Below are 22000 nucleotides of genomic sequence, written 5' to 3'. Positions count from 1 at the left end.
CGTACAGTCACTTGCATGAGACAGTCACTATCTGAAAATCCACGGGTCGACACGCAGGCAAGCGGAGGCCGGCGTACGGCGTTGCTCGCCGTGGTGCTCTCGATCGTCCTGGCCGCAGCCGCGATCGCAGACCAGACCGGCAGCCGCACCCTCATCGACCACGCCACCACCGCCTACGCCTCGTACGGCAAGCAGCCGTCGGCGGGCCTGCTCTACGGCCTCGTGTACGGCGTCGCCGTGGTCGACGCGTTGCTGTGGTTCCTGGTGGTAGGCGTCGCCCGCGCGAACCGGCGGATCGCCGCGACCCTGGGCGTGCTCGTCGTCCTGCTCACCGCAGGCCTCGCCGCGCTCCTGCTGGCGTCCTCCGAGTACGGAGTCCGCATCTTCCCGGCGCTGTGGGGAACTCTCGCGCTGCTACCAGCCGTCGCGGGCGTCGTCGCCGTCGCGCTGCTCTTCCGGCGCGATTAGGGCGTGTCTGGACCATCAGACACGCCCTAGCCGGTCAGGTCGACTCGGGGTCGTACGGCGGCTTCTGGCCGGCCGGGAGGCGTTGCGGGGCGGAATCGCTGAAGTCGGCGACCGCCTTGTCGTCGAGGTCGTCGGTGCCCTCGAGCAGGTGCTTGCGGACGAAGTTCTTCGGGTTCAGGTCCTGCAGGTCGAGGTCGGCGAACTCCGGGCCGAGCTCGTTGCGCAGGTCGTTCTGCGCGGTGGTGACCATCTGGCGGACCTGACGCAACAACCGGCCCGCGGTCCGCGCGAACTCCGGCAGCCGGTCCGGGCCGAAGACGAGTACGGCGACGATCGCGATCACGACCAGCTCCAGCGGCCCGATGCCGAACATGTCCCCACCTCTCTGTACATCGTCGTTCCAGCCCACATTCCCAACGCCGACAAGGGTATCCGCAGTCCGGTCACGCCGCCTGCCGGGTCAGCCTCACGCGTCCCGCCGTACCAGTGAAGCTCAGCCGATCTGCTGAGCCAAGGTGAGGTTCACCTGCCGGGCTTTCCCGCTGCGCTCGTAGATGATCCGGACGCTCTCCCCCGGCTGATGCGTCCGGATGGCGACGATCAGCACCTCGGCGGAGTCCACTGCCTGACTGTTGATCGACGTGATCACGTCACCGACCCGCAACCCGGCCTTCGCCGCCGGGGAACCCGTGCTCACCGCGCTTACTCGGGCCCCGCCTTCGAACGTCATGTCCACACTCGCCCCGATCACCGGGTACGACGCCTTGCCGGTCGCGATCAACTGCTGCGCGGTCCGCCGGGCCTGGTCGATCGGGATCGCGAACCCGAGCCCGATGTTCCCGCTCTGCTCCTCCGAACCACGCACGGTCGCGATCGCGGAGTTCACCCCGATCACCCGCGCGTTCATGTCGACCAGCGGTCCGCCGGAGTTTCCCGGGTTGATCGCCGCGTCGGTCTGCAGCGCGTTGATGTACGACGTCTGGTCCACGCTGTCGCCCGTGGTCACCGGCCGGTTCTTCGCCGAGATGATCCCCGAGGTCACTGTGCCGGCCAGCCCGAGCGGCGAGCCGATCGCGACCACGTCCTGCCCGACGATGGCCAGGTCCGACCGGCCGAACTGCACCGACGGCGCGTCCAGGCCGACCACCTGGACGACGGCCAGGTCGTACGCCGGGGACCGGCCGACGAGCCGTGCGGTCGAGTTCTTGCCGCTCTGGGTCACGACCTGGATCGAGCCGCCACTCGCCGCGGCCGCGACGACATGGTTGTTGGTCAGGATGTGCCCGAGGTTGTCGATCACGAACCCGGACCCGGTGGCATCGGAGCCGTCGGCGCCCTGGACCTTCAACTGGACGACACTCGGCAACAGGGTGGCGGCGACCGCGGAGACGGATCCGGTCCGGATCTTCGGGTCGGTGCCGGTGCCTACCGGCGTGTTGGGCTGATCGGCGACCGGGGTGCCGTGGTTGTCGAGGGTGACGACGGTCGCGGCCGCACCGGCTCCGGCGATCACCCCGATCACCAGCGCGACCACCGCCGCGATGGTGATCACCCGGTTGGCCTTCGGCGGCGGGGCCGGCGTGTAGGCACGGGCCTGCTGCTGGTGCCAGTCGAGCGGTGGCGGCGGTGTGTACGTCGGCCGGTACGCCGGTTGCTGCGTCGGCCACGCCTGACCCGGGTACACCGGCCGGAAGGTCGGCTCCTGCGCTCGTATCTTCTGGGACAGCTCATCGCGTCCGGCCTTCTGAGACAGCTCGTCGCGTCCGGGTGGACTGCCGAAGCTGCGCTGGGTCACGGAGCGTCCGTTGGTCTGCCGATACGCCGCGTCACTGCCCGGCGGCGGGATCGGTGCGTTCCCCGCGGCCGGCGTCGGCGGCGTGAGTGCGGTCAGGGGTGATGAACCGGCAGGAGGACCAGCGGGGGGCGTGCCGTTGGTGGGCAGGATCGCGGTCGGCTCCGCGGTCGCAGGGTTCGGAACTGTCGGCTCGGCGTCGTCGCTGGTCACGGTGCCCGCCTCACGTCATCGTCGTGGTCGTCGGTCGGAGGCCCCTGCTCGGGGTGACCGAGAGGCACGTCCAGATTCGATTATCCCAGTTTCCCGGCAAGCGCACCCATCGGAGTGAGCCAGGTCGCGATTTTGGCCAGCCCGGTGCCCATTCGCTGGACGGCGGTGAGCTTCACGGGCACGTCGTGCGGGAACGCGCGGACCACCTGGCCGAGCATGTCCGGCGGCAGATCCCCGATCAGCGTGTAGACGATTCCTCCGGACGACCAGACGACGTACGACGGCATCCCGTAGCGGAGGTAGACACCCGGGTTCTCGGTGCTGCTGAACCCGGCGACCGCGGCCGGATCCAGCGCTCCCCGCTGCTCGAAGAGCGAGACGTTGAACAGCCCGTCGGAGTACGAGAACTGCAGTGACCCGTTGCTGGTGTCCTTGTGGACGTCGTACAGCGTGAGCGACGCGGGCAGCTCCGGGGCGCAGACCCAGCCCGCCGAGCGCAGGTCGCCGACCTTGCCCATGCCCATCGACTCGACCCCGTTGGGCACCATCGGCGGCAGGTGCCCGAGGAACTCCGAGTCCTCGATCTCCAGCTCGGTGAAGACCGTCGCCCGGACCATCGTCTTCCCGTCCACGCTGAACAGCTGCCGCTGCAGCAGGAGTCCGGTCGCCGTGTCGATCCAGAACCTGGCCGCCAGCGTCTGGTCGTCCCGCAAGGCCTCCACCAGTACGGCGGTCCGCCCGATGGTGTCCGTGCAGCACTTGTAGACGAGCTGGTACGTCGCCTGCAGCAGAGTCAGCGGTCCACCGTCGATCGCCGCTCCCGTGGTCGTCGCGCGCTGCACGAACGCCTTGGCGCCCGGTGCGGACGACGAGCCGACCAGGCTGATCTCGGAGCCCTGCGAGGCCGCGTGCACGATGTCGAGCATGGCCGAGCTCGCGCCCTGTGGCCCCCACGCGGTGATGATCTGCGTGCCGTGGTACGAAACCCGGTTGGGCGCCGCGGCTGCCTTCTTCAGCCAGCTGATCGCCGTCGGCGAGTCCGCACGCGAGACACCGGGTGTCGCGAAGGCGGGCGTGGGCAGGCCGAAGCCGATCAGAGCTGTGCTGACCAGTACGGCGAGCCGGGACAGGCTCACGGGTCAGCGTCCTGTCAGGGCCACCGGCTGGAGCGTCGGGCTCAGCCCTGCGTACCCAGTCCCGTTGTAGGAGTTCAGCAGCGCGACCGGGTCGGCGAACGGCGCTCCGCCCGTCATGCTCGCGTGGTCGGACGAGAAGCTCGCGACCGGCGGCTGCAGCGCGGGCGGCTGCTCCGATCGGGCCGGGTCTCCGACGACGAACGCCGTACCGAGCAGGGATGCGACCGCGGCAGCGGAGCCGGCCGCGCCCAGTACGCCGGTGCGCCGCCGGGAGCGCGTGGTCCGGGGGGCGCCCGGCCGGGTGCCACCTGAGCGCCCGGCCGGGAACGCGGACCGCTGCGGGAAGAGCGTGACCGCCGGCGTGAGCACCGGACGGACCTCCTCACGCGGCTCTGGGGAGAACGACGGGACGCCCATCAGGCGCTGCATCAGGTCGGTGGACGGGTCCGGCTGCTCCAGGGCCGCCATCCGGGCCTTGAGCCGGCGCTGCGCGTCCACCTCGGCGCGACAGGTGTCGCAGCCGACCAGGTGGCTCAGCACCTTGTCCCGGGAGTCGTGGTCGAGTTCGCCGTCGACGACGGCGCTGAGCTTGTCCATCGGATGCTGCAGGGTCATCGGTGCTCACCTCCACCGATCAATGGTCCGTCGGCGGGCGGACCGCCGACCCGGGTCTGCCCGGATCGTGGCGCCCGGTGCTCGAGGTGCTTGCGCAGCATCGACCGGCCGCGGTGGATCCGGCTGCGGACGGTGCCGAGCTTCACATCCAGGACGTCGGCGATCTCGTCGTACGTCATGCCCTCGATGTCGCAGAGCACGACGGCGGCGCGGAAGTCCTCCGGCAGCGCGTCCAGTGCGTCCTGCACATCGTGGTCGAACAGGTCCGAGTCGAGCTTCTCGGCCGGGCCCTCGCCCTTGGCCGGGAGCCGGTCGTGGGCGTCGTCGGGCAGGCCGTCGAAACGGATCCGCTGCCGGCGGCGGGCGCCGTCCAGGAACAGGTTCGTGGTGATCCGGTACAACCAGCCCTCGAAGGTCCCCGGGGTGTACGACGACAGCGAGCGGAAGACCCGGACGAAGACCTCCTGGGTCAGGTCCTCGGCGTCGTGCTTGTTGCCGGTCAGCCGGTACGCCAGCCGGTAGACGCGGGCGGAGTGCGTGCGGACGATCTCGTCCCACGAGGGCAGCGCGTCCGGAACGGGCTGGGGCGCAGGCACCGTCGGGGTGTCGAGCGGCTTCACCGCAACGCCTCCCAGGGTCCTCTCGGCAATAAGCGTGAAGGCCATGGTGCCGCGGTCACCGTCCTCTGCGCACGTCGGGAGAACCCGGGTTGAACCCTGAGTTCGTCGTACGACGGCTCAACGCGACGCCCCGGCCGGAAGTTCCCGGCCGGTGCCCTCATAGGTAAAGACGCGTGGGCGGCCATTTCGGTTGAATCACTTCTCTTCGATTACCGCGATCGGGTCGCCGTCGCGGACGACTTCGCCCTCGACCACCCTCAGCTCGACGATGGTGCCGGCTACCTCGGCCAGCACCGGGATCTCCATCTTCATCGACTCCAGGATGACCAGGGTGTCCTCCGGCCCCACCGTGTCGCCGGCCTTGGCTGTGACCTTCAGCACATTGGCCACCAGCTCGGCCACCACGGTGTGACTCAACTCGTACTCCTCCGGTCGGATGTCCCGCCCCGATCCTAGGCGCGCCACTCCGCATCGGCGTAGGTGCCCCGGGCAGTTCCAGGTCACCTACACCGGGTCATCCGCCCGCTACCCGACCGCCCTGACCCGTCGCGCCGGCCGGTGTCCCGGCCAGCTCAACCGGAGACCACCGCCACGCGTGCACAGACCACCCGGCGAGGCTGCTTTCAACAGCTCGAAGCTGACTAGGATGACGGAGTGGCCGACCAGCTGATCACCCTGTCCGACGTGGCCGCTGCCGCAGGGGTGTCGCTGTCGACGGCGTCCAAAGCCCTGAACGGCACCGATCGGATCTCGGCGGCGACCCGTGAGCACGTCCGCGTCACCGCGGACCGGCTCGGCTTCCGGCACAACGCGCTGGCCCGGTCCTTCGCCCGCGGCCGGAGCCAGACCATCGGTGTGCTCACCCACCGCGCCTCGAACCCGTTCACCCGGGTCGTGCTGGCCACCGCCGCCACCGAGCTCGGCGCCATGGAGCAGGCCATCCTCCTCTACGACGCGCGGATCGACGAGCAGGACGTCACCGAGAGCATCCTGCAACTGCGGGCCCGCCGGATCGACGGCGTGATCGTGATCGGCACCGGCACGTCGTTCCCGACCCTGTCGCTCACCAGCCGGTTCGACGTACCGGTGATCTACGCCTTCACCTTCACCGAGGACCCGGACGACGTCACGATCACCTCTGACGACACCGCGATCGGACGGCTCGCGGCGACCCATCTGCTGTCGACCGGCCGCCGCCGGATCGCCCACATCACCGCCGAGCCGCACGACAACGCCGCGCAGCGCCGGGCCGTGGGTGCCGGCCAGGTCCTCGCCGACGCCGGACTCGACTGGGTGACGCCGGTCGGCTTCGGCCGCTGGCGGGAGAGCTGGGGCGAGGAGGCCGCTCGCGAGGTCCTGGCCGCGGCACCCGACGTCGACGCGATCTTCTGTGGCAGTGACGCGATCGCCCGGGGCGCCGAGCGCGTCGTCCGGGCGAGTGGCCGGCAGGTTCCTGGTGACGTGGCACTGATCGGCGTCGACAACTGGGAGCAGTTGATGCACGACCAGCGCGTCAGCCGGCACCTGACCACGATCGAGGTCGGGCTCGAGGAGATCGGCCGCCAGGTCGCGGCCCGCCTGCTCGAACCCGACCCCGAGCCCGGCATCCAGTACGTGGTACCTCAACTCGTCATCGCGGAGACGGTCTGACGTTCTCCTCCCTGTCCCCCCGACACAGGACGGGAGAAGGAGTACGTCGACGGGACATCGCGTCCTGTGGTCAGCTGAGGATGACCGAGCGGGTGAGGTTGCGGGGCTGGTCCGGGTTCAGGCCGAGGGCGAGGGACTTGGCGACGGCGACCCGTTGGGCCACCACCAGCGACGCCATCGGGTCGAGATCCGGGTGGTGTACGACGGTCGCGCCGGTGGCGGCGACGTCGTCGAGCAGGCCGGCCGGCGCCTCGCCGAAGACCCAGACGCCACGCCCGGCCTGGGCGATCGCGATCGGACCGTGCCGGTAGTCCATCGCCGGGTAGGCCTCGGTCCACGCCGACGCCGCCTCACGCTGCTTCAACGCCGCCTCGTGGGCCAGACCGACGGTCCACCGGGTGCCGACGTACGTGACCTGCTCGAGCTTCGCGAGATCGTCCACGTCGATGGTCAGCGCGGTCTGAGCGTCCGCGGCGGCCTGCGTGAGGTCCTCGCCCAGCGACGCGCGCAGCAACGCCAGCGTCGTGGTCGCGAAGCGGGTCTGCACGACGGACTGCTCGTCGGCGAAGTCGAGCATGATGGTCTGGTCGGCCAGCTCGACGATCGGCGAGCCGGGGGTCGCGGTGATCGCGACGGTCGGCACGTCCGTAGCCCGGATCAGGTCCAGCACCTCGGTCGTCGTACCCGAGCGGCTGATCACGACCACCACGTCGTACGCGCGGCCGGCCGGGAACTCCGATCCCGCGAACGCGTCGGTCTCACCCTGGCCGAGATCCTCGCGCAGGGCGGCGTACGCCATCGCCATGAACCACGATGTGCCGCAGCCGACGGCCGCGACCCGCTGACCGGGCTTCGGCAACGAACCGCCGTACTGCGCGAAACCGTCCGCGACCTGTCGCCAGAGGTCTGGTTGAGTGGCGATCTCAGTGCTCACAAAAGGCATCTGCGTCATGTCGTCTCCGCACTTGTCATGGTCGAAACTGCTCGAACGTGATCGAATGGTGCCAACCAGCCGCCACCGGGCTGACCGATTGTGTGAAGGAGGAGCCCCGGGTGAAGCGTTATGAACGCCTGAACACCTTGCTCGAGTCGCTCGCCGAGAAGGGCGCCATCGACGTCGACGAGCTCGCCGAGCAGTTGCACGTGTCCGCGGCGACGATCCGGCGCGATCTCGACCACCTCGGCAAGCAGCAGCTCCTCACCCGGACCCGCGGCGGCGCGGTCGCCAACGCGGTGTCGTACGACCTCCCGCTGCGCTACAAGACTGCGCGTTTCGCGTCCGAGAAGCAGCGGATCGCGCAGGCCGCCGCCACGCTGGTGCGGCGCGGCATGGTGATCGGGATGAACGGCGGCACCACCATCTCCGAGGTGGCGCGCACGCTGGCGACCCGGCCGGAGCTGTCCGCCGAGCACGGCGAGCCCGCGTTCACCCTCGTCACCAACGCGCTGAACATCGCCAACGAGCTGATCGTCCGGCCGCACGTGAAGATGGTTCTGACCGGCGGCGTCGCGCGGCCGCAGTCGTACGAGATGATCGGGCCGCTGTCGCACCGGATCCTGTCCGACCTGTCCCTGGACATCGCCTTCATCGGCGTCGACGGGATCGACGAGACCGGCGCCACCGCCCATCACGAGGGCGAGGCGAACATCAACCAGCTGATCGTCAGCCGGGCCGCGAAGGTGGTCGTGGTGGCCGACTCCTCCAAGCTCGGGCAGCGCGCGTTCGCCCGGATCTGCGAGCTGAGCGAGATCGACACGCTCGTCACCGACGCCCAGGCCGACGAATCCCAGCTGACCGTCTTCAAGGAAGCCGGCATCGACGTCATCCGCGCCTGACCGCACTGCGCACCTCCCTTACTGGGCCCGGTCTTGTCTCGTTCGACGATCATATCTGATTCAAGGCCCCGTGTAATGAGCAAGAGTGCGCAGTCTCCGCGCGGGAGACACGGAATGCGGACCTCTTGCCGCTAGGCTTCGGATCAGCATGAGGAGCGCAGCGGCAGAATCTTGGGAGGGCATCATCGCCACCGGCATCGACCCGACGTCCTGGGCGTACGCCGAGGACTACACCGGTGAGGACGAAGTCGTCACCGGTGCGCGGGCGCGCGCCGACGAGAGCGGGATCACCGCGATCGGCCCCGGCGCGGCCGCCGCGCTGAGCCTGCTCGCCGCCGGCGTGGGCGCCAAGGCGGTAGTGGAGATCGGCACCGGCACCGGCGTCTCCGGGCTGGCCTTGCTGCGCGGGATGCGCACCGACGGCACCCTGACCACGGTCGACATCGACGCCGAGAACCAGCGACTGGCGCGCAAGACGTTCCTCGGCGCGGGCGTCCCGTCGAACCGGTTCCGCCTCATCGCCGGTGCCGGGCTGGACGTGGTCACCCGGCTCACCGACGGCCACTACGACCTGGTCTTCTGCGACGCCGACCGGCGCGAGAACACGGCGTACCTGCACGAAGCCCTGCGCCTGCTCCGCCCCGGCGGCATCGTCGCCTTCGCCGGCGTCCTCACCGGCGGCCGCGTCGCCGACCCGGCCCGCCGCGACCCCGACACCACCGCCCTCCGCGACCTGATCCGCGCCGTCCGCGACGACGACGACCTCGTCTCGGCCCTCCTCCCCACCTCCGAAGGCCTCCTCACCGCCGCCAAACGCCTCAGCTAGCCCGTCAGGCGGGTGAGTTCGGCGGTTACGTCGTGGAAGGGTTCGCTCAGGGGGTCTATCAGTTCGTAGTGGCCGCAGTCCTGGGCGCGGATGAAGTGGGCGGTGGGATGGGCGGTGAAGTAGGACTCGGTGACGCTGATCGGGACGATCGTGTCGCCGGTGCCGTGGATGAGGCTGACCGGGGCGATCGATGCCGCGAGGTGGACGGGGTCGAGGTCGTTGCGGACGCCGGTGCCGATGAAGGCCTGGACGGCGCCGCCGTCGAGACCCATCCGGTCGGCCATCAGGAGGTCGGCGACGGGGGCGAGGGCGATCAGGCCGCGGAGCCGAACCGGGTTGAGGGTCGAGGCCGCCCAGAGGGCGAGCTGGCCGCCGGCGGAGTGGCCCATCAGCACGTACCCCGCGTGCACGTCGACCAGGTCGGGTAGCGCCTCGAGCGCCGTACGGACGTCTGTCGCGGTGACATCGGGATCGCCGGGCTCGCGGCGGTACTCCAGGGACAGCACCGGCCAGCCGAGGTCGGAGAGCGCCTCGCCGAGTGGGCGCGCGTGCATCCGGTCGTACTTCGGCCGCCAGAAGCCACCGTGCACGAACACGACCAGCGGCCGGTACTCCTTCGCGTGCCAGTAGTCGATCACCTGGTCCGCGTGGTCGCCGTACCGGAGCTCCTCATCGGGCCCGCGCGCCGCGCGGGACAGAACCGATCGGTCTTCACTCATTCAGACCTCCCGAGACTGCGTTGAATTCCAAGGAAGTGCAGTGCGTTCGTGGACAGCAGCTTGTGCTGCTGATCCGCGGTCAGGAAACCGGCCGTCCGTACCACCTCCCCGACCGGCCGCTCGCCCAGTGGATAGGGATAATCACTGCCGACCAGAACGCGGTCTTCCCCCAAGGTATCGACAAGGAGCCGCAAAGGCGCTGATTCGAACACCACCGTGTCGACCAGGATCCGGTCCAGGTAATGCGACGGTGGGTGCTGCGAGCAACCACGGACGATGTCGCCGCGCCGGTGCCAGGCGTTCTCCAGCCGCCCGAGCCAGAACGCGAAACTCCCGCCGCCATGGGCGAAGCAGATCCGCAGGTACGGCGGGAGCGCGTCGAACGCACCGCCCAGGATCATCGCCAGCAGGGACAGATGGGTCTCGGCCGGCATCCCGGTCAGCCAGCGGGCCATCCAGCGGTCCAGGCGCGGACCACCGGGCATGTCCCACGGATGCACCAGCACCGGCGTCCCGGTCTCGGCGCAGTGGTTGAGAAAGGCAACGATCCCGGCGTCGTCGAGGTCCTTGTCGCCGACGTGGTTGCCGATCTCGACCCCGACATGACCGGCGGCCCGGCAGCGATCGAGCTCCGCGCAGGCCGCGTCCGGATCCTGCAGCGGCACCTGACAGAACGGGACGAAACGGTCGTCGCCGGCAAGCGTCTCCAGCGTGAGATCGTTGAAGATCCTGGCCAGCTTGACCGCCTGATCCGCCGGCCGGTCGTAGCCGAAGAACACCGGCGTCGGCGAGACCACCTGCAGGTCGATGCCGTCGGCATCCATGTCGGCCCGCCGGACGTCTCGGTCCCAGGCCTGCGGGCCGATCGGCCGGAACTCGGTCGAGCCGACCATGATCATCGCGGCCCGCTCGGAGTCGATCCGCAACCACGGCCAGCCGTCGCCGCCGCACGCTACCGAGAGATCCGGCCAGCCCTTCGGCACCAGGTGAGTGTGGACATCGACAGTCATCAGCCTTTACCGGGGTGCACGGTGCCGCACTGCGGGCAGGTCCGGGCGTCCTCGCTCTCGTAGAACGCGTTGAAGACCGGCGGCAGGTCGGCCACGATGTCCGTCACCTGGAGCTCGACCTCGTGCACGATCCCGTTGCAGTTGGCGCAGTACCAGCGGAACTTCTCCAGCGTGCCCGGCTCGCGGACCCGCTCCATCACCAGGCCGATCGAGTCCGCGTCGCGCTGCGGCGAGTGCGGCATGCTCCGCGGCAGCACCCACATCTCGCCCTCGTTGATATCCACCCGGGCGGGGCCGTCGTCGGTCATCACGTCGACGTGCATGGTGCCCTTGATCTGGTAGAAGAACTCCTCGTACGGGTCGACGTGGAAGTCGGTGCGCTGGTTCGGCCCGCCGACCACCATCGTGATGAAGTCGTCCCCGGTCGGGAACATCTGCTTGTTGCCGACGGGCGGCTTCAGCAGGTGCTTGTTCTCCTCGATCCACTGCGGAAAGTTCGTCGACTCCAGGTTGGCCATGCCTACTCCTCCTTGTGCGGGCTGTGTCCTTGTGGGATCGCCGCGACAGCGGATATTTCGATCAGCAACTGGGGATGCGGCAGCTGATGGACAGCGACGGTTGTCCGGCTCGGCCCGGACTCGTCGAAGAATTCGCCGTACACCTCGTTGTACCCCCCGAAGTCGTTCATCGACACCAGGTACGTCGTCACGCTCACGAGATCCCCGAGTCCCGCCCCGACGGCCGCCAGGATGTCCCGGATGTTCTCCAGCACCGCCCGCGTCTGCTCCCGAATGTCGAGCGTGGTCGTCCCGAGCTCGTCGACGGTGGCGCCGGCGATCGTGTTGTCGGGCCGGCGACTCGACGTACCTGACACAAACGCAAATCCACCCGCCACCTTGACGTGCGGGAACCGGCCGCGCGGCGTCGCCTTGCCCTCGACCAGCCTGGCCCCGGAGTCGGTCACGTGAGCTCCACGCAGACGTTGGTGGGCTCGGAGTAGAAGTCGAGGGAGTGCCTGCCGCCCTCGCGGCCGACCCCGGACAGCTTCATACCGCCGAAAGGCGTGCGGAGGTCGCGGAGGAACCACGTGTTGACCCAGACGATGCCGACGTCCAGCGCCGGACCCGCACGGTGCGCGCGGCCGACGTCCCGGGTCCAGACCGTGGCCGCGAGTCCGTAGTCGCTGTCGTTCGCCAGCGCGTACGCCTCTTCCTCGGTGTCGAACGGCGCGATGTGGCAGATCGGGCCGAAGATCTCCTCGGTGTTCGTCCGCGCGTCCGGCGGCAGCCCGGCCACCACGGTTGGTTGCACGTAGCAACCACCATCACGGGCGTCGCCGAACGCCGGTACGCCGCCACCCGCGAGGACGTCCGCGCCCTCGGCCCGCGCGAGGTCGTAGTACGACAGGACCTTGTCGCGGTGCTGCTTCGAGATCAACGGCATGTTCATCGTCGCCTCGTCGGCGGGCCAGCCGTACGTCAGCTCGGCGGCGCGCGCGGCCAGCCGGGCGGCGAACTCGTCGAAGATCGGCCGTTCGACGTAGAGGCGTTCGGTGCACAGGCAGACCTGCCCGCCGTTCGTGAAGACCGACCGCACCGACCCCTCGACCGCGGCATCCAGCGAAGCGTCGGCGAAGATCAGCCCGGCGTTCTTCCCGCCGAGCTCGAACGACACGGCAATGACCCGATCCGCGGCGACCTTGGCGATCGCCGTACCGGTCGCGGACTCGCCGGTGAACGTGATCGCGTCGACGCCGGGGTGCCGGGTCAGGTACTCCCCCGCCGACGACGGGCCGAATCCGTGCACGAGGTTGAAGACACCGGGCGGTACGCCGGCCGCCGCCATCACCTCGGCCAGCACGGTCGCCGACGCCGGCGTCTCCTCGGACGGCTTCACCACCACCGCGTTGCCACAGGCAAGCGCCGGCGCGACCTTCCAGGTGAGCAGCAGCAACGGCAGATTCCACGGTACGACGATCGCCACCACACCGACCGGCTTCCGGACGGCGTAGTTCAACGCCCGCCGCCCGTCCGGCAGCACGGTCGTGTACGACTCGGTCGCCGCCGTGGTCGCGAAGTCGGCGAACGCCCGGAAGTTGGCCGCGCCGCGCGGGATGTCGAGCGTCTGCGCCTGGCTGATCGACTTCCCGGTGTCCCCCACCTCGGCCGCGACCAGATCCTCGAACCGCCGCTCCAACTCGTCCGCGACCCGCCGCAGCACCGCCGCCCGTTCCTGCTCGCTCATGCGTCCCCACGGGCCACGCAGCGCCGCCCGGGCAGCGTTCACCGCCGCGTCGACAGTCTCGGAGTCCGCCTCGCACACGTCGAAGATCTGCTCACCCGTCACCGGGCTGATCTTCGCGAACGTCGACGGACTCTCCACGAACGCGCCGTCGACGAAGTGCCGCAGGAGCCCGACCGAGCTGGGCTGCCCGGTCAGCAACTCGGATGTCCACAGGCTCATCGCCGGCCCCTCCTTCGCAAGAGCCCCATCAGCACGCCCGCCGCGGCGACCGTACCCATCCCGAGCACCTGGTGCTGACGACGTACCCGCTGCTGAACCTCGGCGTACGGCGTGGTCGAGAAGGAGACGAGTTCGTAGCGGGAGACGTAGGTGCCGGGCAGGAGGCGCTCCAACGCGTGCTCGACGCGTTTCGTCAGCCGGAAGACCGGCGACGACACCTTGTCGCGCATCTCGACGAAGTTGTCGAGGGCCATGTCGGCGATCGCCTCGGTGTTCTCGCGGCGGCGCGCCTCGAACAGCGGGAGCGCCCGGGCCCAGGAGCCGCCGGTGTCGTCCAGGCAGCGGTCCAGCTCGACCACGTCCTCGAAGGCACAGTTGGCCCCCTGACCGTAGAACGGGACGATGGCGTGGGCGGCGTCGCCGAGCAGCGCCGTACGCCCGTGAGCCTGCCAGGGCAGCGTGTGCACTGTGCCGAGCACGCCGACCGGGTTGTACAGGTAGTCGTCCACCAGGTCCGGCGCCAACGGCAACAGATCCGGATAGTTCTCCCGGAAATGCGCTTCGATCCCCGAGGGATCGGTCAGCGCGTCGAAGGAGCCGGCCGGCCAGAAGAGCGTGCAGGTGAAGGACCGATCCGGATTCGGCAGCGCGATCATCATCGACGTCCCGCGCGGCCAGATGTGCAGCGCCCCGGGATCCAGCGCGAAGTCACCGGACACCGCCGGGATCGACAGCTCCTTGTAGCCGTAGTCGAGGAAGTCCACGGCCTCCGCAACGATGCCCTCGGCAAGCAACTGCTCGCGCACCGCGGAGCCGGCCCCGTCGGCCCCCAGCACCACGTCCGCCGCGGCCGACACCTTCCCGGCAGGCGTCGCGAACACCATCCGCCCCGCCTGCGAGTCCAGCTCCACCAACCGGTGCTCGAACTCGACCGTCACCCCGGGAGCGTCCGCCGCCGCAGACAGCAGAGCGTTGTTCAACGCACCCCGGCTGATCGAGTTGATCGCCCGATCACCCGACGCCGAGTAGGCCTGAAAATCCAGCGGCCCGGAGACCGGATGGATCATCCGGCCCTTCATCGGCAACGCGTCCGCCATCACCTGATCGACCAGCCCGATCCGGCGCAGCGCGTCCAGCCCACGCTCGGAGATCGCCAGGTTGATCGACCGCCCGCGTTCGGCCTGACCGACCCGCGGATCCGGCCGCCGCTCGTACAACGTCACCGGCAACCCACGCCGTGCCAGGAAACACGCCAGCAGACTCCCCGTCAGCCCCGCTCCGACGATCGCGACCCTCATGCCGGCACCGCCCCGGCCAGTGCGGACGCGGCCCGCCAGCAGTCCTGATACGTCGAGTACAACGGCACCGGCGCCAACCGCAGTACGTCGGGCTCCCGGGAGTCCGCGATCACGCCGTACTCGAACCGCAATCGCCGCGCCAGCTCACCCGCCCGCATCCCATCGACCCTCAAGGACAGCTGCGCACCACGTCGGGCCGGTTCGGCAGGTGTGATCACCCGCAGCGGCCGTCCATCCGTCACCGAGGCCAAGAGCGTCTCCAGGTACGCCGTCAGCCGCAGACTGCGCTCACGCAGCGCCCCGATGCCGACCTTGTCGAAGATCTCGAGCGAGGTCCGGACCGGGCTCATCGAGAAGATCGGCGGGTTCGACACCTGCCAGGCATCCGCGGACGCGGGCGGTCGCGACTCCGGCGTCATCTCGAACCGGGTCGACGCCTCCGTGCTCCACCACCCCTCGAACCGCGGCAGCTCACCGCCCAGATGCCGCTCGTGCACAAAGGCGCCCGCGAGCGCACCAGGGCCCGCGTTCAGGTACTTGTACGAACACCACGCAGCGAAGTCCACACCCCAATCGTGCAACGCCAACGGGACATTCCCGGCGGCATGCGCGAGATCCCACCCGACGATCGCACCGGCCGCATGACCGGCCTTGGTGATCATCGGGATATCCATCAGTTCACCGGTCAGGTAGTTCACCCCACCCAGCAGCACCAGGGCCACATCGCCACCCAGTTGCTCGACGACATCCGCCGTACGCAGGCTGTCCTCACCCGGCCGGGGCCGCAGCCGGATGATCGTGTCGTCGGCGTCGTACCCATGGAACCGAGCCTGCGAGCGGACGGCGTAGCTGTCCGAGGGGAAGGCCGAGTCCTCGATGACGATCCGGTGCCGCGAGCGGGTCGGGCGGTAGAACGAGACCATCAGCAGGTGCAGGTTGACGGTGAGCGAGTTCATCACCACGGTCTCGCTCGGCAGCGCGCCGACCAGGCGGGAGGCGGGACCGGTCAGCAGTTCGTGGTACGGCAGCCAGGGGCGGGCCGCGTCGAGATGCCCCTCGACGCCGAGCGCGGCCCAGGCGTCGAGATCCTCGAGCAGCTCGACCCGGGTCGCTCGCGGCCGCAGACCGAGCGAGTTGCCGGCGAAGTACGCCACGTCCGGGTAGTCGCCGCCCTGGGCCGGGGGTACGTCGAAGAGGTCGCGGTGCCCGGGATCCGCGACATCCAGCTTCAGCGCGTCATCCTCCGCGGTCACGCCTGGGCAACCTCGTCCGGTACCTCCGGCGCAGCCGGCTCCGGCTTGGCGGCCACCGGCGGCGGCTCGATCACCTGCCCCTTGCCGAGCACGGTCACCCCACCCTTGGACACCATGAACCCCCGCTCCCGGTCGAGATCCGGGTCGACGCCGATCTCGACGCCGTCCGGGACGACCACGTTCTTGTCCAGGATGACGTTCTTGAGCACCGCGTTGGCGCCGATCTTGCAGTTGTCCATGATCACGCAGCGCGTGATGTCCGCCCCCGCGCTGACGATCACGTTCGACCCGAGCACCGAGTGGTCGACATGCGCCCCGGACACGATCGAGCCCTGGCAGACGATCGACTCGCCGACGGTCGCGTCGTCGGTGAACTTCGCGCCCGGCAGCTGCGGGTGCGAGGTGAAGATCGGCCAGTCCGAGTTGTACAGGTTGAACACCGGCTGGATCGAGACCAGGTCCATGTGCGCCTCGTGGTACGAATCCAGTGACCCGACGTCGCGCCAGTACGAGCGATCGCGGTCCAGCGCGCCCGGGACGTCGTTGTCCTTGAAGTCGTAGACCCCGGCCTTGCCCTCGGCAACCATCATCGGAACGATGTCGCCGCCCATGTCGTGCCGCGACGCCGGGTTCGCGGCGTCCTTGCGCAGCGCCTCGACCAGCACGTCGGCGCTGAACACGTAGTTGCCCATCGAGGCGAACGTCTCGTCCGGCGAGTCCGGCAGGCCCGGCGGATCGGCCGGCTTCTCCAGGAACCCGTAGATCGCGTGCCCGTCCGCGCCGGTCTTGATCACGCCGAACTCCGACGCCTCGGCCCGCGGCACCCGGATCCCGGCCACGGTGACGCCGTTGCCGCGCTGGATGTGCGCGGCGACCATCTGGGAGGCATCCATCCGGTAGACGTGGTCGGCGCCGAACACCACGATGATCTCGGGTTGGAAGTCGTCGATCAGGTTCATCGACTGGTAGATCGCGTCCGCGCTGCCCTGGTACCACTGTGGGCCGAGCCGCTGCTGGGCCGGCACACAGCTGACGAAGTTGCCCAGCAGGGTCGACATCCGCCAGGTGACGGTGACGTGCCGGTCCAGCGAGTGCGACTTGTACTGCGTCAGGACGAACAGGTTCCGGATGCCGGCGTTCACCAGGTTCGACAGCACGAAGTCGATCAGGCGATAACTGCCCCCGAACGGGACGGCCGGTTTGGCCCGGTCCGCCGTCAGCGGCATGAGCCGCTTGCCCTCACCACCGGCCAGCACGATTCCGAGAACTCTGGGCGCCTTTGCCATGTCCGCACCTTAATCCTCGATCTCCCCCTGGCATAAGCGCTTGCGAGTGTCGCGACACTGTGAGGATGCCGATCCTCGTCGTACCGACAGCTGCCGTTCACCGTTCGTTCCTGGCCGCCTGGGACGAAGCGGGGCCGCAGGAGGAGCGGTGGATGGGTGCCCGGTCGGTGGCCGGCGCGGAGGAGGAGTGGAGCCGCGGTCAGGCGGCCGATCCGGCCGAGTTCGCCCGGATGATCGAGGCGATCCGGGCCGAGGCGGACCCGGAGACCGCGCTGCCGCCGGGCATCGTGCACCAGACCGTGCTCTGGTTCGTCGACGGCGTCGAGTGGCTCGGTCGGTTGTCGATCCGGCACCACCTGACCCCGGCCCTGACCGAGCTCGGTGGCCACATCGGGTACTACGTCCGCCCGTCGGCCCGGCGCCAGGGGCACGCGACCCGGATGCTGACCCAGTCACTGCCGATCGCCGCCGCCCTCGAAATCGATCCCGCGCTGGTCACCTGCGACCTGGACAACGAGGGCTCGCGCCGCGTGATCGAGTCGGCCGGTGGCGAATTGGAAGACGAACGACACGGAAAGCTCCGCTTCTGGGTACCGACACGGATGAGCTGATGTCCTATCGTCGGGCTCATGAAGGTCGCCATCCTGACGCGTGAGTTCCCTCCGGATGTGTACGGCGGGGCGGGGGTGCACGTGGACTTCCTCGTCCGCGAGCTCCGTCGCCTGATCGACGTGGACGTGCACTGCATGGGCGAGCCACGGCTCGGCGCGACCGCGCACTCCGAGGACGACCCGCGGATGCCGGAGGCGAACGCGGCCCTGCGCATCCTGTCCACCGACCTCACCATGACCGCCGGGGTCGGCGACGCGGACCTCGTGCACTCCCACACCTGGTACGCGAACATGGCCGGTCACTGGGCGAAGCTCCTGTACGACGTACCGCACGTGGTGACCGCTCACTCGCTGGAGCCGCGCCGGCCCTGGAAGGCCGAGCAGCTCGGCGGTGGCTACCGGCTGTCCAGCTGGGCCGAGCAGACGGCGTACGAGGCGGCCGATGCCGTGGTCGCGGTGAGCCGCGGGATGCGCGACGACGTGCTGGACTGCTACCCGGCGATCGACCCGGCCAAGGTGCACGTGATCTCGAACGGGATCGACGCCGACTTCTACCAGCCGGACCCGGCGACCCACGTGCTCGAGCGGCTCGGCGTCGACCCGGGCCGCCCGTACGTGACGTTCGTCGGCCGGATCACCCGGCAGAAGGGGGTGCCGCACCTGCTCCGGGCCGGCCTGCGCCTCGACCCGTCCGTGCAGCTCGTCCTGCTCGCCGGCGCGGCCGACACGGTCGAGCTGAAGGCGGAGACCGACGCGCTGATCGACGACCTCAAGCTGGCCCGGGACGGCGTGTTCGTGGTCTCCGAGATGCTGCCGCGCGAGGAGGTCCGGCAGGTGCTGACGCACGCGCTGGCGTTCTGCTGCCCGTCGATCTACGAGCCGCTCGGCATCGTCAACCTGGAGGCGATGGCGTGCGAGACGGCTGTCGTGGCCAGCGCGGTCGGCGGGATCCCCGAGGTGGTCGACGACGGCGTGACCGGCATCCTCGTCCCGTACGACGAGAACGACATCGACACGTTCGAGCGCGGCCTGGCCGCGGGCATCAACGAGCTGGTCGACAACCCGGCGAAGGCCGAGGCGATGGGCAAGGCCGGCCGTGAGCGCGCGGTGTCGGAGTTCGGCTGGGACGCCGTCGCGGACCGGACCGTGCGGCTCTACAACAGCTTGCTCGGGTAGGGGAAACCCCACCCTGGGGCCGGGGGCTCGCACCATGGTCAGGGAGGTTGGGCGGCGGTTGGGTTGAGGTATGACTTCTCGCCTTATCAAGACCGTCGGCGCGACGCTCGCCGGCGCTGCACTGCTCACGCTCCCGCTGTCGGCGTACGCCTCTGTCAGCCAGCCGACGCTCTCCGAGGCTGCCGTCACGGGCGTCCACGCCCCACGTGGTGTGCTCGTCTCAGCCGTCCCGATCGCCTCGCTGACGGCGGCTCAACTGGACGCCGCCGCGGCCGATTTCCCAGACACACCACCGGCCAAGTACGGCGTCACGGCGTACCGCTTGATCTATCGGACCGTCGACCACACTGGCCGGCCGACGACCGCGAGCGGCATCATCGTGCTGCCGGACGGGCGCCGGGGTGCACTGACCGCGGTGGAGTACTTGCACGGCACGAATGCGACCAAGGCCTACGCGGCCTCGGTCGACGACACCTCGACCGACCGGCTCGTCACCGCGCTGTTCGCCGGCGCGGGACTGGTCGGCGTCGCGCCAGACTACCTCGGGCTGGGGCTCGGCCCGGGTCTGCACCCGTACATCGACACCAAGACCGAGACCACCGCCTCGGCGGACATGTTGCTCGCGGCGCGGACCTTCGCGGCGCGGCACGGGGTCGCACTGAAGCGGGACGTCCTGGTCACCGGCTTCTCGCAGGGCGGCCGGGCCTCGATCGCCCTCGGGCGGGCGCTGAGCCGAGGTGAGGCCGGGCCGTTCCGGCTCGGTGCGCTGCAGGCCGTCGCCGGGCCGTACGACCTGCTCGGCAGCGAACTGCCCGCGACCTTCGACGGCGGCGTCGCGCCCGCGACCGCGGCGTTCTACCTCGCGTACTTCGTCACGGCCTGGAACCGGACCGTCGGGTTGTACGACGATCCGCGCGAAGCGTTCCAGGCGCCGTACGCGAAGACAGTCGAGGGGCTATTCGACGGTTCACACCCCGACGAGGAGATCGCCGCCGCGCTGCCGGACTCGCCGGACAAGCTGTTCACGCCAGAGTTCGCCCAGCGGCTGCAGCACCCGACCGGCCGTTTCCTGCGGGCCCTCCAGGCAGCCGACCAGATCTGCCACGACTGGACCCCGCGCGTCCCGATCCACCTCTACAGCGGCACCAAGGACACGGACGTCGTAGCCGCGAACGCGGATGCCTGCGCCGCCGGGCTCCGGGCTCGCGGTGCGCGGGTCACCGTGCACTCGATGGGCGCCGTCGACCACTTCGGTACGGCGTTCGCGGCGTACCCGCAGATCGTGCGCGCCTTCAGTCACTGGGCCTAGCGCCGCGGTCGTTCCCTGACTGCGTAGCCGGATCGGTCAGGCCAGGAACGGGAGCAGCACCTCGACGCTCCTGCGGCCGTCGTGCAGCTCGCGCACGTAGCGCGGCCCCTCGGCGGCCGTCAGCCGGCCCAGGGTCCGGTCGCCGGCCAACCGCTCGACGATCGCGGCGAGGTCTGGGTGCGGGTTAGCCGATGCCGGAGGTTGGGGTGTCGGAGGTCAGCCAGGTGGTGAGGAGGCGGGCGCCGGCGCCGGTGGCGCCGGTTGAGTACTCGAAGCGGTCGGCCGGGGACTCCGCGATCGACGACAGGTCGAGGTGGGCCCAGGGGATGCCGCCGGTGAAGGCCTTCAGGAAGAGCGCCGCGGTGATCGAACCCGGGCCCTTCGAGCTGTTGACCGAGTCGGCGATCGGGGTCGCGATCAGCTCCTCGTACTCGGCCGGCAGCGGCATCCGCCACAGTTCCTCACCGGAGACCCGGCCCGCGTCGGCGAGGTTGTCGGCCAGGGCGTCATCGGTCGCGAACATTCCGCCGTACAGCATCGCTCCGAGCGATACCTTGATGGCGCCGGTCAGCGTGGCGATGTCGACGACCACATCGGGCTTCAGCTCCTTGACGGCGTACGCGAGCCCGTCGGCCATCACCAGCCGGCCCTCGGCGTCGGTGTTCTTCACCTCGGTGGTGCGGCCGCCATAGTGCCGGATCACGTCGTCGGGCCGGTACGCCGAACCCGACGGCATGTTCTCGGCCGCGCAGATCAGTCCCGTCACCTTGACCTGCGCCCCGAGCTCGCGCAGTGCGGACAGGGTGGCGATCACCGAGCCGCCGCCGGTCATGTCGCGCTTCATCGACACCATGCCCTCGCGCGGCTTCAGCGACAGCCCGCCGGTGTCGTAGGTGATGCCCTTGCCGACCAGGACGACGTACGGCGTGTCCTTCGTGGCACCGTCCGGCACATAGTCCAGCCGGATGAACCGCGGCGGCCGGGTCGATCCCTGGCCGACCGCGAGGATGCCGCCGAACCCGTCGGCGGCGAGCTTCTTCTCGTCCCAGACCGTCACCTGCAGCCCGGTCGACGCGGCCAGCTCGGTCGCGCGGTCGGCCAGCCACGCCGGGTCCTTCTCGTTCGACGGGGTGATCGCGAGCTGCCGCGCCAGCCAGCCGGTACGCCCGATCACCACGCCGCGGTCGAGCACTGGCTGCCGCGCGGTCGCCGAGCCGTCGGTCAGGACGAGCCTGGTCAGCATCGGCTTGCCCGCATCGACCGTCTTCAGCGTGTACGTGAACGAGCCCAGCACGACGCCCTCGGCGAACGCCTGCAGTGCCGCATCATCGATGCCCTCGGCAACGACCGTGGTGAGCTCGTCCTTGCCGCGACCGAACCGGGCGATCGCCGCACCGGCGTGTCGCAGGTCCTTGGCGCTGCCGTCACCGGCGCCGACCAGCAGGATCTCGGTCACCTCGCCGGACAGCAGCGGGTACGCCGCGGTCGCGCCGGCGGATGGCGTGAAGCCGGTCGCCTGCTGGGCTTCGAGCAATCGGCCGAGGTCGACGCCGAGGCGCTCACCGGCCTCCTTCCCGGCGGCCGGCAGGCCGCCCTCGCCGACCACGATCACCCAGGTCGGGGCGCCGTGCACCGGCAGACCGGGCTGCCAGGTCACGGCCGGAAGAGTCGGGAACGGAGGAGTGATGCTGCGGCGAGCCACTAGGACGACCTCACTGG

At 69.8% G+C, this 22000-nt stretch carries 23 protein-coding genes; 7 read left to right on the top strand and 16 right to left on the bottom strand.

The annotated features are described in order from the left end of the window. The first annotated feature begins 15 nt into the window (after positions 1 to 15). A complete protein-coding gene (locus ACXC9Q_RS33930; RefSeq protein ID WP_457060740.1) occupies positions 16 to 468 on the top strand; it encodes a hypothetical protein in 453 nt (150 codons plus the stop codon). Positions 469 to 502: 34 nt separating this feature from the next. Here the strand turns inward: ACXC9Q_RS33930 and ACXC9Q_RS33925 are convergent, their stop codons facing one another. The 6 genes from ACXC9Q_RS33925 to ACXC9Q_RS33900 all read right to left on the bottom strand — a co-directional run bounded on the left by ACXC9Q_RS33925 (position 503) and on the right by ACXC9Q_RS33900 (position 5261). Continuing rightward, positions 503 to 841, bottom strand: a complete 339-nt coding sequence (locus ACXC9Q_RS33925) for a sec-independent translocase (protein WP_457060739.1) — start codon at positions 839 to 841, stop codon at positions 503 to 505. 120 nt (positions 842 to 961) lie between these two features. Further along, complete coding sequence (locus ACXC9Q_RS33920; RefSeq protein ID WP_457060738.1) at positions 962 to 2473, bottom strand: trypsin-like peptidase domain-containing protein; 1512 nt, start codon at positions 2471 to 2473, stop codon at positions 962 to 964. A gap of 80 nt (positions 2474 to 2553) precedes the next feature. Beyond that, the gene (locus ACXC9Q_RS33915) at positions 2554 to 3609 is read right to left on the bottom strand and encodes a sigma-E factor regulatory protein RseB domain-containing protein (RefSeq protein WP_457060737.1); all 1056 of its coding nucleotides are present in this window, start codon (positions 3607 to 3609) and stop codon (positions 2554 to 2556) included. 3 nt (positions 3610 to 3612) lie between these two features. Next, complete coding sequence (locus ACXC9Q_RS33910; RefSeq protein ID WP_457060736.1) at positions 3613 to 4224, bottom strand: anti-sigma factor family protein; 612 nt, start codon at positions 4222 to 4224, stop codon at positions 3613 to 3615. Beyond that, complete coding sequence (gene sigE, locus ACXC9Q_RS33905) at positions 4221 to 4889, bottom strand: RNA polymerase sigma factor SigE (RefSeq protein ID WP_457060735.1); 669 nt, start codon at positions 4887 to 4889, stop codon at positions 4221 to 4223. Before sigE ends, ACXC9Q_RS33910 begins: the two co-directional genes overlap by 4 nt. 150 nt (positions 4890 to 5039) lie before the next feature. Continuing rightward, positions 5040 to 5261 (bottom strand): biotin/lipoyl-binding carrier protein, encoded by a 222-nt coding sequence (locus ACXC9Q_RS33900; RefSeq protein ID WP_329481155.1) that lies wholly within the window; start codon positions 5259 to 5261, stop codon positions 5040 to 5042. A gap of 237 nt (positions 5262 to 5498) precedes the next feature. Here ACXC9Q_RS33900 and ACXC9Q_RS33895 point away from each other — a divergent pair, with 237 nt between their 5' ends. Further along, positions 5499 to 6494, top strand: a complete 996-nt coding sequence (locus tag ACXC9Q_RS33895; RefSeq protein WP_457060734.1) for a LacI family DNA-binding transcriptional regulator — start codon at positions 5499 to 5501, stop codon at positions 6492 to 6494. A gap of 70 nt (positions 6495 to 6564) precedes the next feature. On the opposite strand, the gene ACXC9Q_RS33890 is transcribed toward ACXC9Q_RS33895, so the two are convergent. Next, positions 6565 to 7437, bottom strand: coding sequence for an SIS domain-containing protein (locus ACXC9Q_RS33890; RefSeq protein WP_457060802.1), 873 nt, complete (start codon positions 7435 to 7437; stop codon positions 6565 to 6567). Positions 7438 to 7547: 110 nt separating this feature from the next. Here ACXC9Q_RS33890 and ACXC9Q_RS33885 point away from each other — a divergent pair, with 110 nt between their 5' ends. After that, entirely contained in the window at positions 7548 to 8330 is a 783-nt protein-coding gene (locus tag ACXC9Q_RS33885; protein WP_134108530.1) for a DeoR/GlpR family DNA-binding transcription regulator, read from the top strand. Positions 8331 to 8478: 148 nt separating this feature from the next. Further along, positions 8479 to 9156 (top strand): O-methyltransferase, encoded by a 678-nt coding sequence (locus ACXC9Q_RS33880; protein WP_457060733.1) that lies wholly within the window; start codon positions 8479 to 8481, stop codon positions 9154 to 9156. Here the strand turns inward: ACXC9Q_RS33880 and ACXC9Q_RS33875 are convergent. Genes ACXC9Q_RS33875 through glgC form a run of 8 tightly spaced genes read right to left on the bottom strand, consistent with a single transcriptional unit; the run spans position 9153 to position 17185 of the window. Then, the gene (locus tag ACXC9Q_RS33875) at positions 9153 to 9875 is read right to left on the bottom strand and encodes an alpha/beta hydrolase family protein (protein WP_457060732.1); all 723 of its coding nucleotides are present in this window, start codon (positions 9873 to 9875) and stop codon (positions 9153 to 9155) included. The two genes, ACXC9Q_RS33880 and ACXC9Q_RS33875, sit on opposite strands and share 4 nt — an antisense overlap. Next, entirely contained in the window at positions 9872 to 10885 is a 1014-nt protein-coding gene (locus ACXC9Q_RS33870; RefSeq protein ID WP_457060731.1) for an amidohydrolase family protein, read from the bottom strand. Before ACXC9Q_RS33870 ends, ACXC9Q_RS33875 begins: the two co-directional genes overlap by 4 nt. Then, positions 10885 to 11403 carry a 3-hydroxyanthranilate 3,4-dioxygenase gene (locus tag ACXC9Q_RS33865; protein ID WP_457060730.1) on the bottom strand — a complete coding sequence of 173 codons (519 nt, stop codon included), beginning with the start codon at positions 11401 to 11403 and terminating at the stop codon, positions 10885 to 10887. Before ACXC9Q_RS33865 ends, ACXC9Q_RS33870 begins: the two co-directional genes overlap by 1 nt. 2 nt (positions 11404 to 11405) lie before the next feature. Next, positions 11406 to 11849 (bottom strand): RidA family protein, encoded by a 444-nt coding sequence (locus tag ACXC9Q_RS33860; RefSeq protein ID WP_457060729.1) that lies wholly within the window; start codon positions 11847 to 11849, stop codon positions 11406 to 11408. Next, positions 11846 to 13348: a 2-hydroxymuconic semialdehyde dehydrogenase gene (locus ACXC9Q_RS33855; protein WP_457060728.1), complete on the bottom strand. Its 1503-nt coding sequence runs from the start codon at positions 13346 to 13348 to the stop codon at positions 11846 to 11848. Before ACXC9Q_RS33855 ends, ACXC9Q_RS33860 begins: the two co-directional genes overlap by 4 nt. Next, entirely contained in the window at positions 13345 to 14646 is a 1302-nt protein-coding gene (locus tag ACXC9Q_RS33850) for an FAD-dependent oxidoreductase (RefSeq protein WP_457060727.1), read from the bottom strand. Before ACXC9Q_RS33850 ends, ACXC9Q_RS33855 begins: the two co-directional genes overlap by 4 nt. Next, positions 14643 to 15899 (bottom strand): kynureninase, encoded by a 1257-nt coding sequence (kynU, locus tag ACXC9Q_RS33845; protein WP_457060726.1) that lies wholly within the window; start codon positions 15897 to 15899, stop codon positions 14643 to 14645. Before kynU ends, ACXC9Q_RS33850 begins: the two co-directional genes overlap by 4 nt. Then, on the bottom strand, positions 15896 to 17185 hold the full coding sequence (glgC, locus tag ACXC9Q_RS33840; RefSeq protein WP_457060725.1) for a glucose-1-phosphate adenylyltransferase: 1290 nt from the start codon (positions 17183 to 17185) through the stop codon (positions 15896 to 15898). The genes kynU and glgC overlap by 4 nt, the downstream gene beginning before the upstream one ends. A gap of 65 nt (positions 17186 to 17250) precedes the next feature. On the opposite strand from glgC, the gene ACXC9Q_RS33835 reads away from it, so the two are divergent. The 3 genes from ACXC9Q_RS33835 (at position 17251) to ACXC9Q_RS33825 (ending at position 20281) form a co-directional block, all read left to right on the top strand. Then, positions 17251 to 17796 (top strand): GNAT family N-acetyltransferase, encoded by a 546-nt coding sequence (locus ACXC9Q_RS33835; RefSeq protein ID WP_457060724.1) that lies wholly within the window; start codon positions 17251 to 17253, stop codon positions 17794 to 17796. Between the two features lie 18 nt (positions 17797 to 17814). Continuing rightward, positions 17815 to 18972, top strand: a complete 1158-nt coding sequence (gene glgA, locus ACXC9Q_RS33830; protein WP_457060723.1) for a glycogen synthase — start codon at positions 17815 to 17817, stop codon at positions 18970 to 18972. A gap of 70 nt (positions 18973 to 19042) precedes the next feature. Next, the gene (locus ACXC9Q_RS33825; protein ID WP_457060722.1) at positions 19043 to 20281 is read left to right on the top strand and encodes a hypothetical protein; all 1239 of its coding nucleotides are present in this window, start codon (positions 19043 to 19045) and stop codon (positions 20279 to 20281) included. Between the two features lie 184 nt (positions 20282 to 20465). Here the strand turns inward: ACXC9Q_RS33825 and ACXC9Q_RS33820 are convergent, their stop codons facing one another. After that, positions 20466 to 21938, bottom strand: a complete 1473-nt coding sequence (locus ACXC9Q_RS33820) for a leucyl aminopeptidase family protein (protein WP_457060721.1) — start codon at positions 21936 to 21938, stop codon at positions 20466 to 20468. Between the last annotated feature and the right edge of the window lie 62 nt (positions 21939 to 22000).

It is taken from the genome of Kribbella sp. CWNU-51 (assembly GCF_054073265.1).
The sequence above is the reverse complement of the archived record's forward strand: the minus strand, read 5'-3'. Positions and strand labels throughout refer to the sequence as shown.

Coding starts and splice junctions, on each gene's coding strand:
- glgA (WP_457060723.1), top strand. CDS start 17,815: ATGAAGGTCGCCATCCTGACGCGTGAGTTCCCTCCGGATGTGTACGGC.
- ACXC9Q_RS33835 (WP_457060724.1), top strand. CDS start 17,251: ATGCCGATCCTCGTCGTACCGACAGCTGCCGTTCACCGTTCGTTCCTG.
- ACXC9Q_RS33910 (WP_457060736.1), bottom strand. CDS start 4,224: ATGACCCTGCAGCATCCGATGGACAAGCTCAGCGCCGTCGTCGACGGC.
- ACXC9Q_RS33870 (WP_457060731.1), bottom strand. CDS start 10,885: ATGACTGTCGATGTCCACACTCACCTGGTGCCGAAGGGCTGGCCGGAT.
- ACXC9Q_RS33865 (WP_457060730.1), bottom strand. CDS start 11,403: ATGGCCAACCTGGAGTCGACGAACTTTCCGCAGTGGATCGAGGAGAAC.
- ACXC9Q_RS33825 (WP_457060722.1), top strand. CDS start 19,043: ATGACTTCTCGCCTTATCAAGACCGTCGGCGCGACGCTCGCCGGCGCT.
- ACXC9Q_RS33855 (WP_457060728.1), bottom strand. CDS start 13,348: ATGAGCCTGTGGACATCCGAGTTGCTGACCGGGCAGCCCAGCTCGGTC.
- ACXC9Q_RS33850 (WP_457060727.1), bottom strand. CDS start 14,646: ATGAGGGTCGCGATCGTCGGAGCGGGGCTGACGGGGAGTCTGCTGGCG.
- ACXC9Q_RS33890 (WP_457060802.1), bottom strand. CDS start 7,437: ATGCCTTTTGTGAGCACTGAGATCGCCACTCAACCAGACCTCTGGCGA.
- ACXC9Q_RS33925 (WP_457060739.1), bottom strand. CDS start 841: ATGTTCGGCATCGGGCCGCTGGAGCTGGTCGTGATCGCGATCGTCGCC.
- ACXC9Q_RS33930 (WP_457060740.1), top strand. CDS start 16: ATGAGACAGTCACTATCTGAAAATCCACGGGTCGACACGCAGGCAAGC.
- ACXC9Q_RS33880 (WP_457060733.1), top strand. CDS start 8,479: ATGAGGAGCGCAGCGGCAGAATCTTGGGAGGGCATCATCGCCACCGGC.
- sigE (WP_457060735.1), bottom strand. CDS start 4,889: ATGGCCTTCACGCTTATTGCCGAGAGGACCCTGGGAGGCGTTGCGGTG.
- glgC (WP_457060725.1), bottom strand. CDS start 17,185: ATGGCAAAGGCGCCCAGAGTTCTCGGAATCGTGCTGGCCGGTGGTGAG.
- ACXC9Q_RS33875 (WP_457060732.1), bottom strand. CDS start 9,875: ATGAGTGAAGACCGATCGGTTCTGTCCCGCGCGGCGCGCGGGCCCGAT.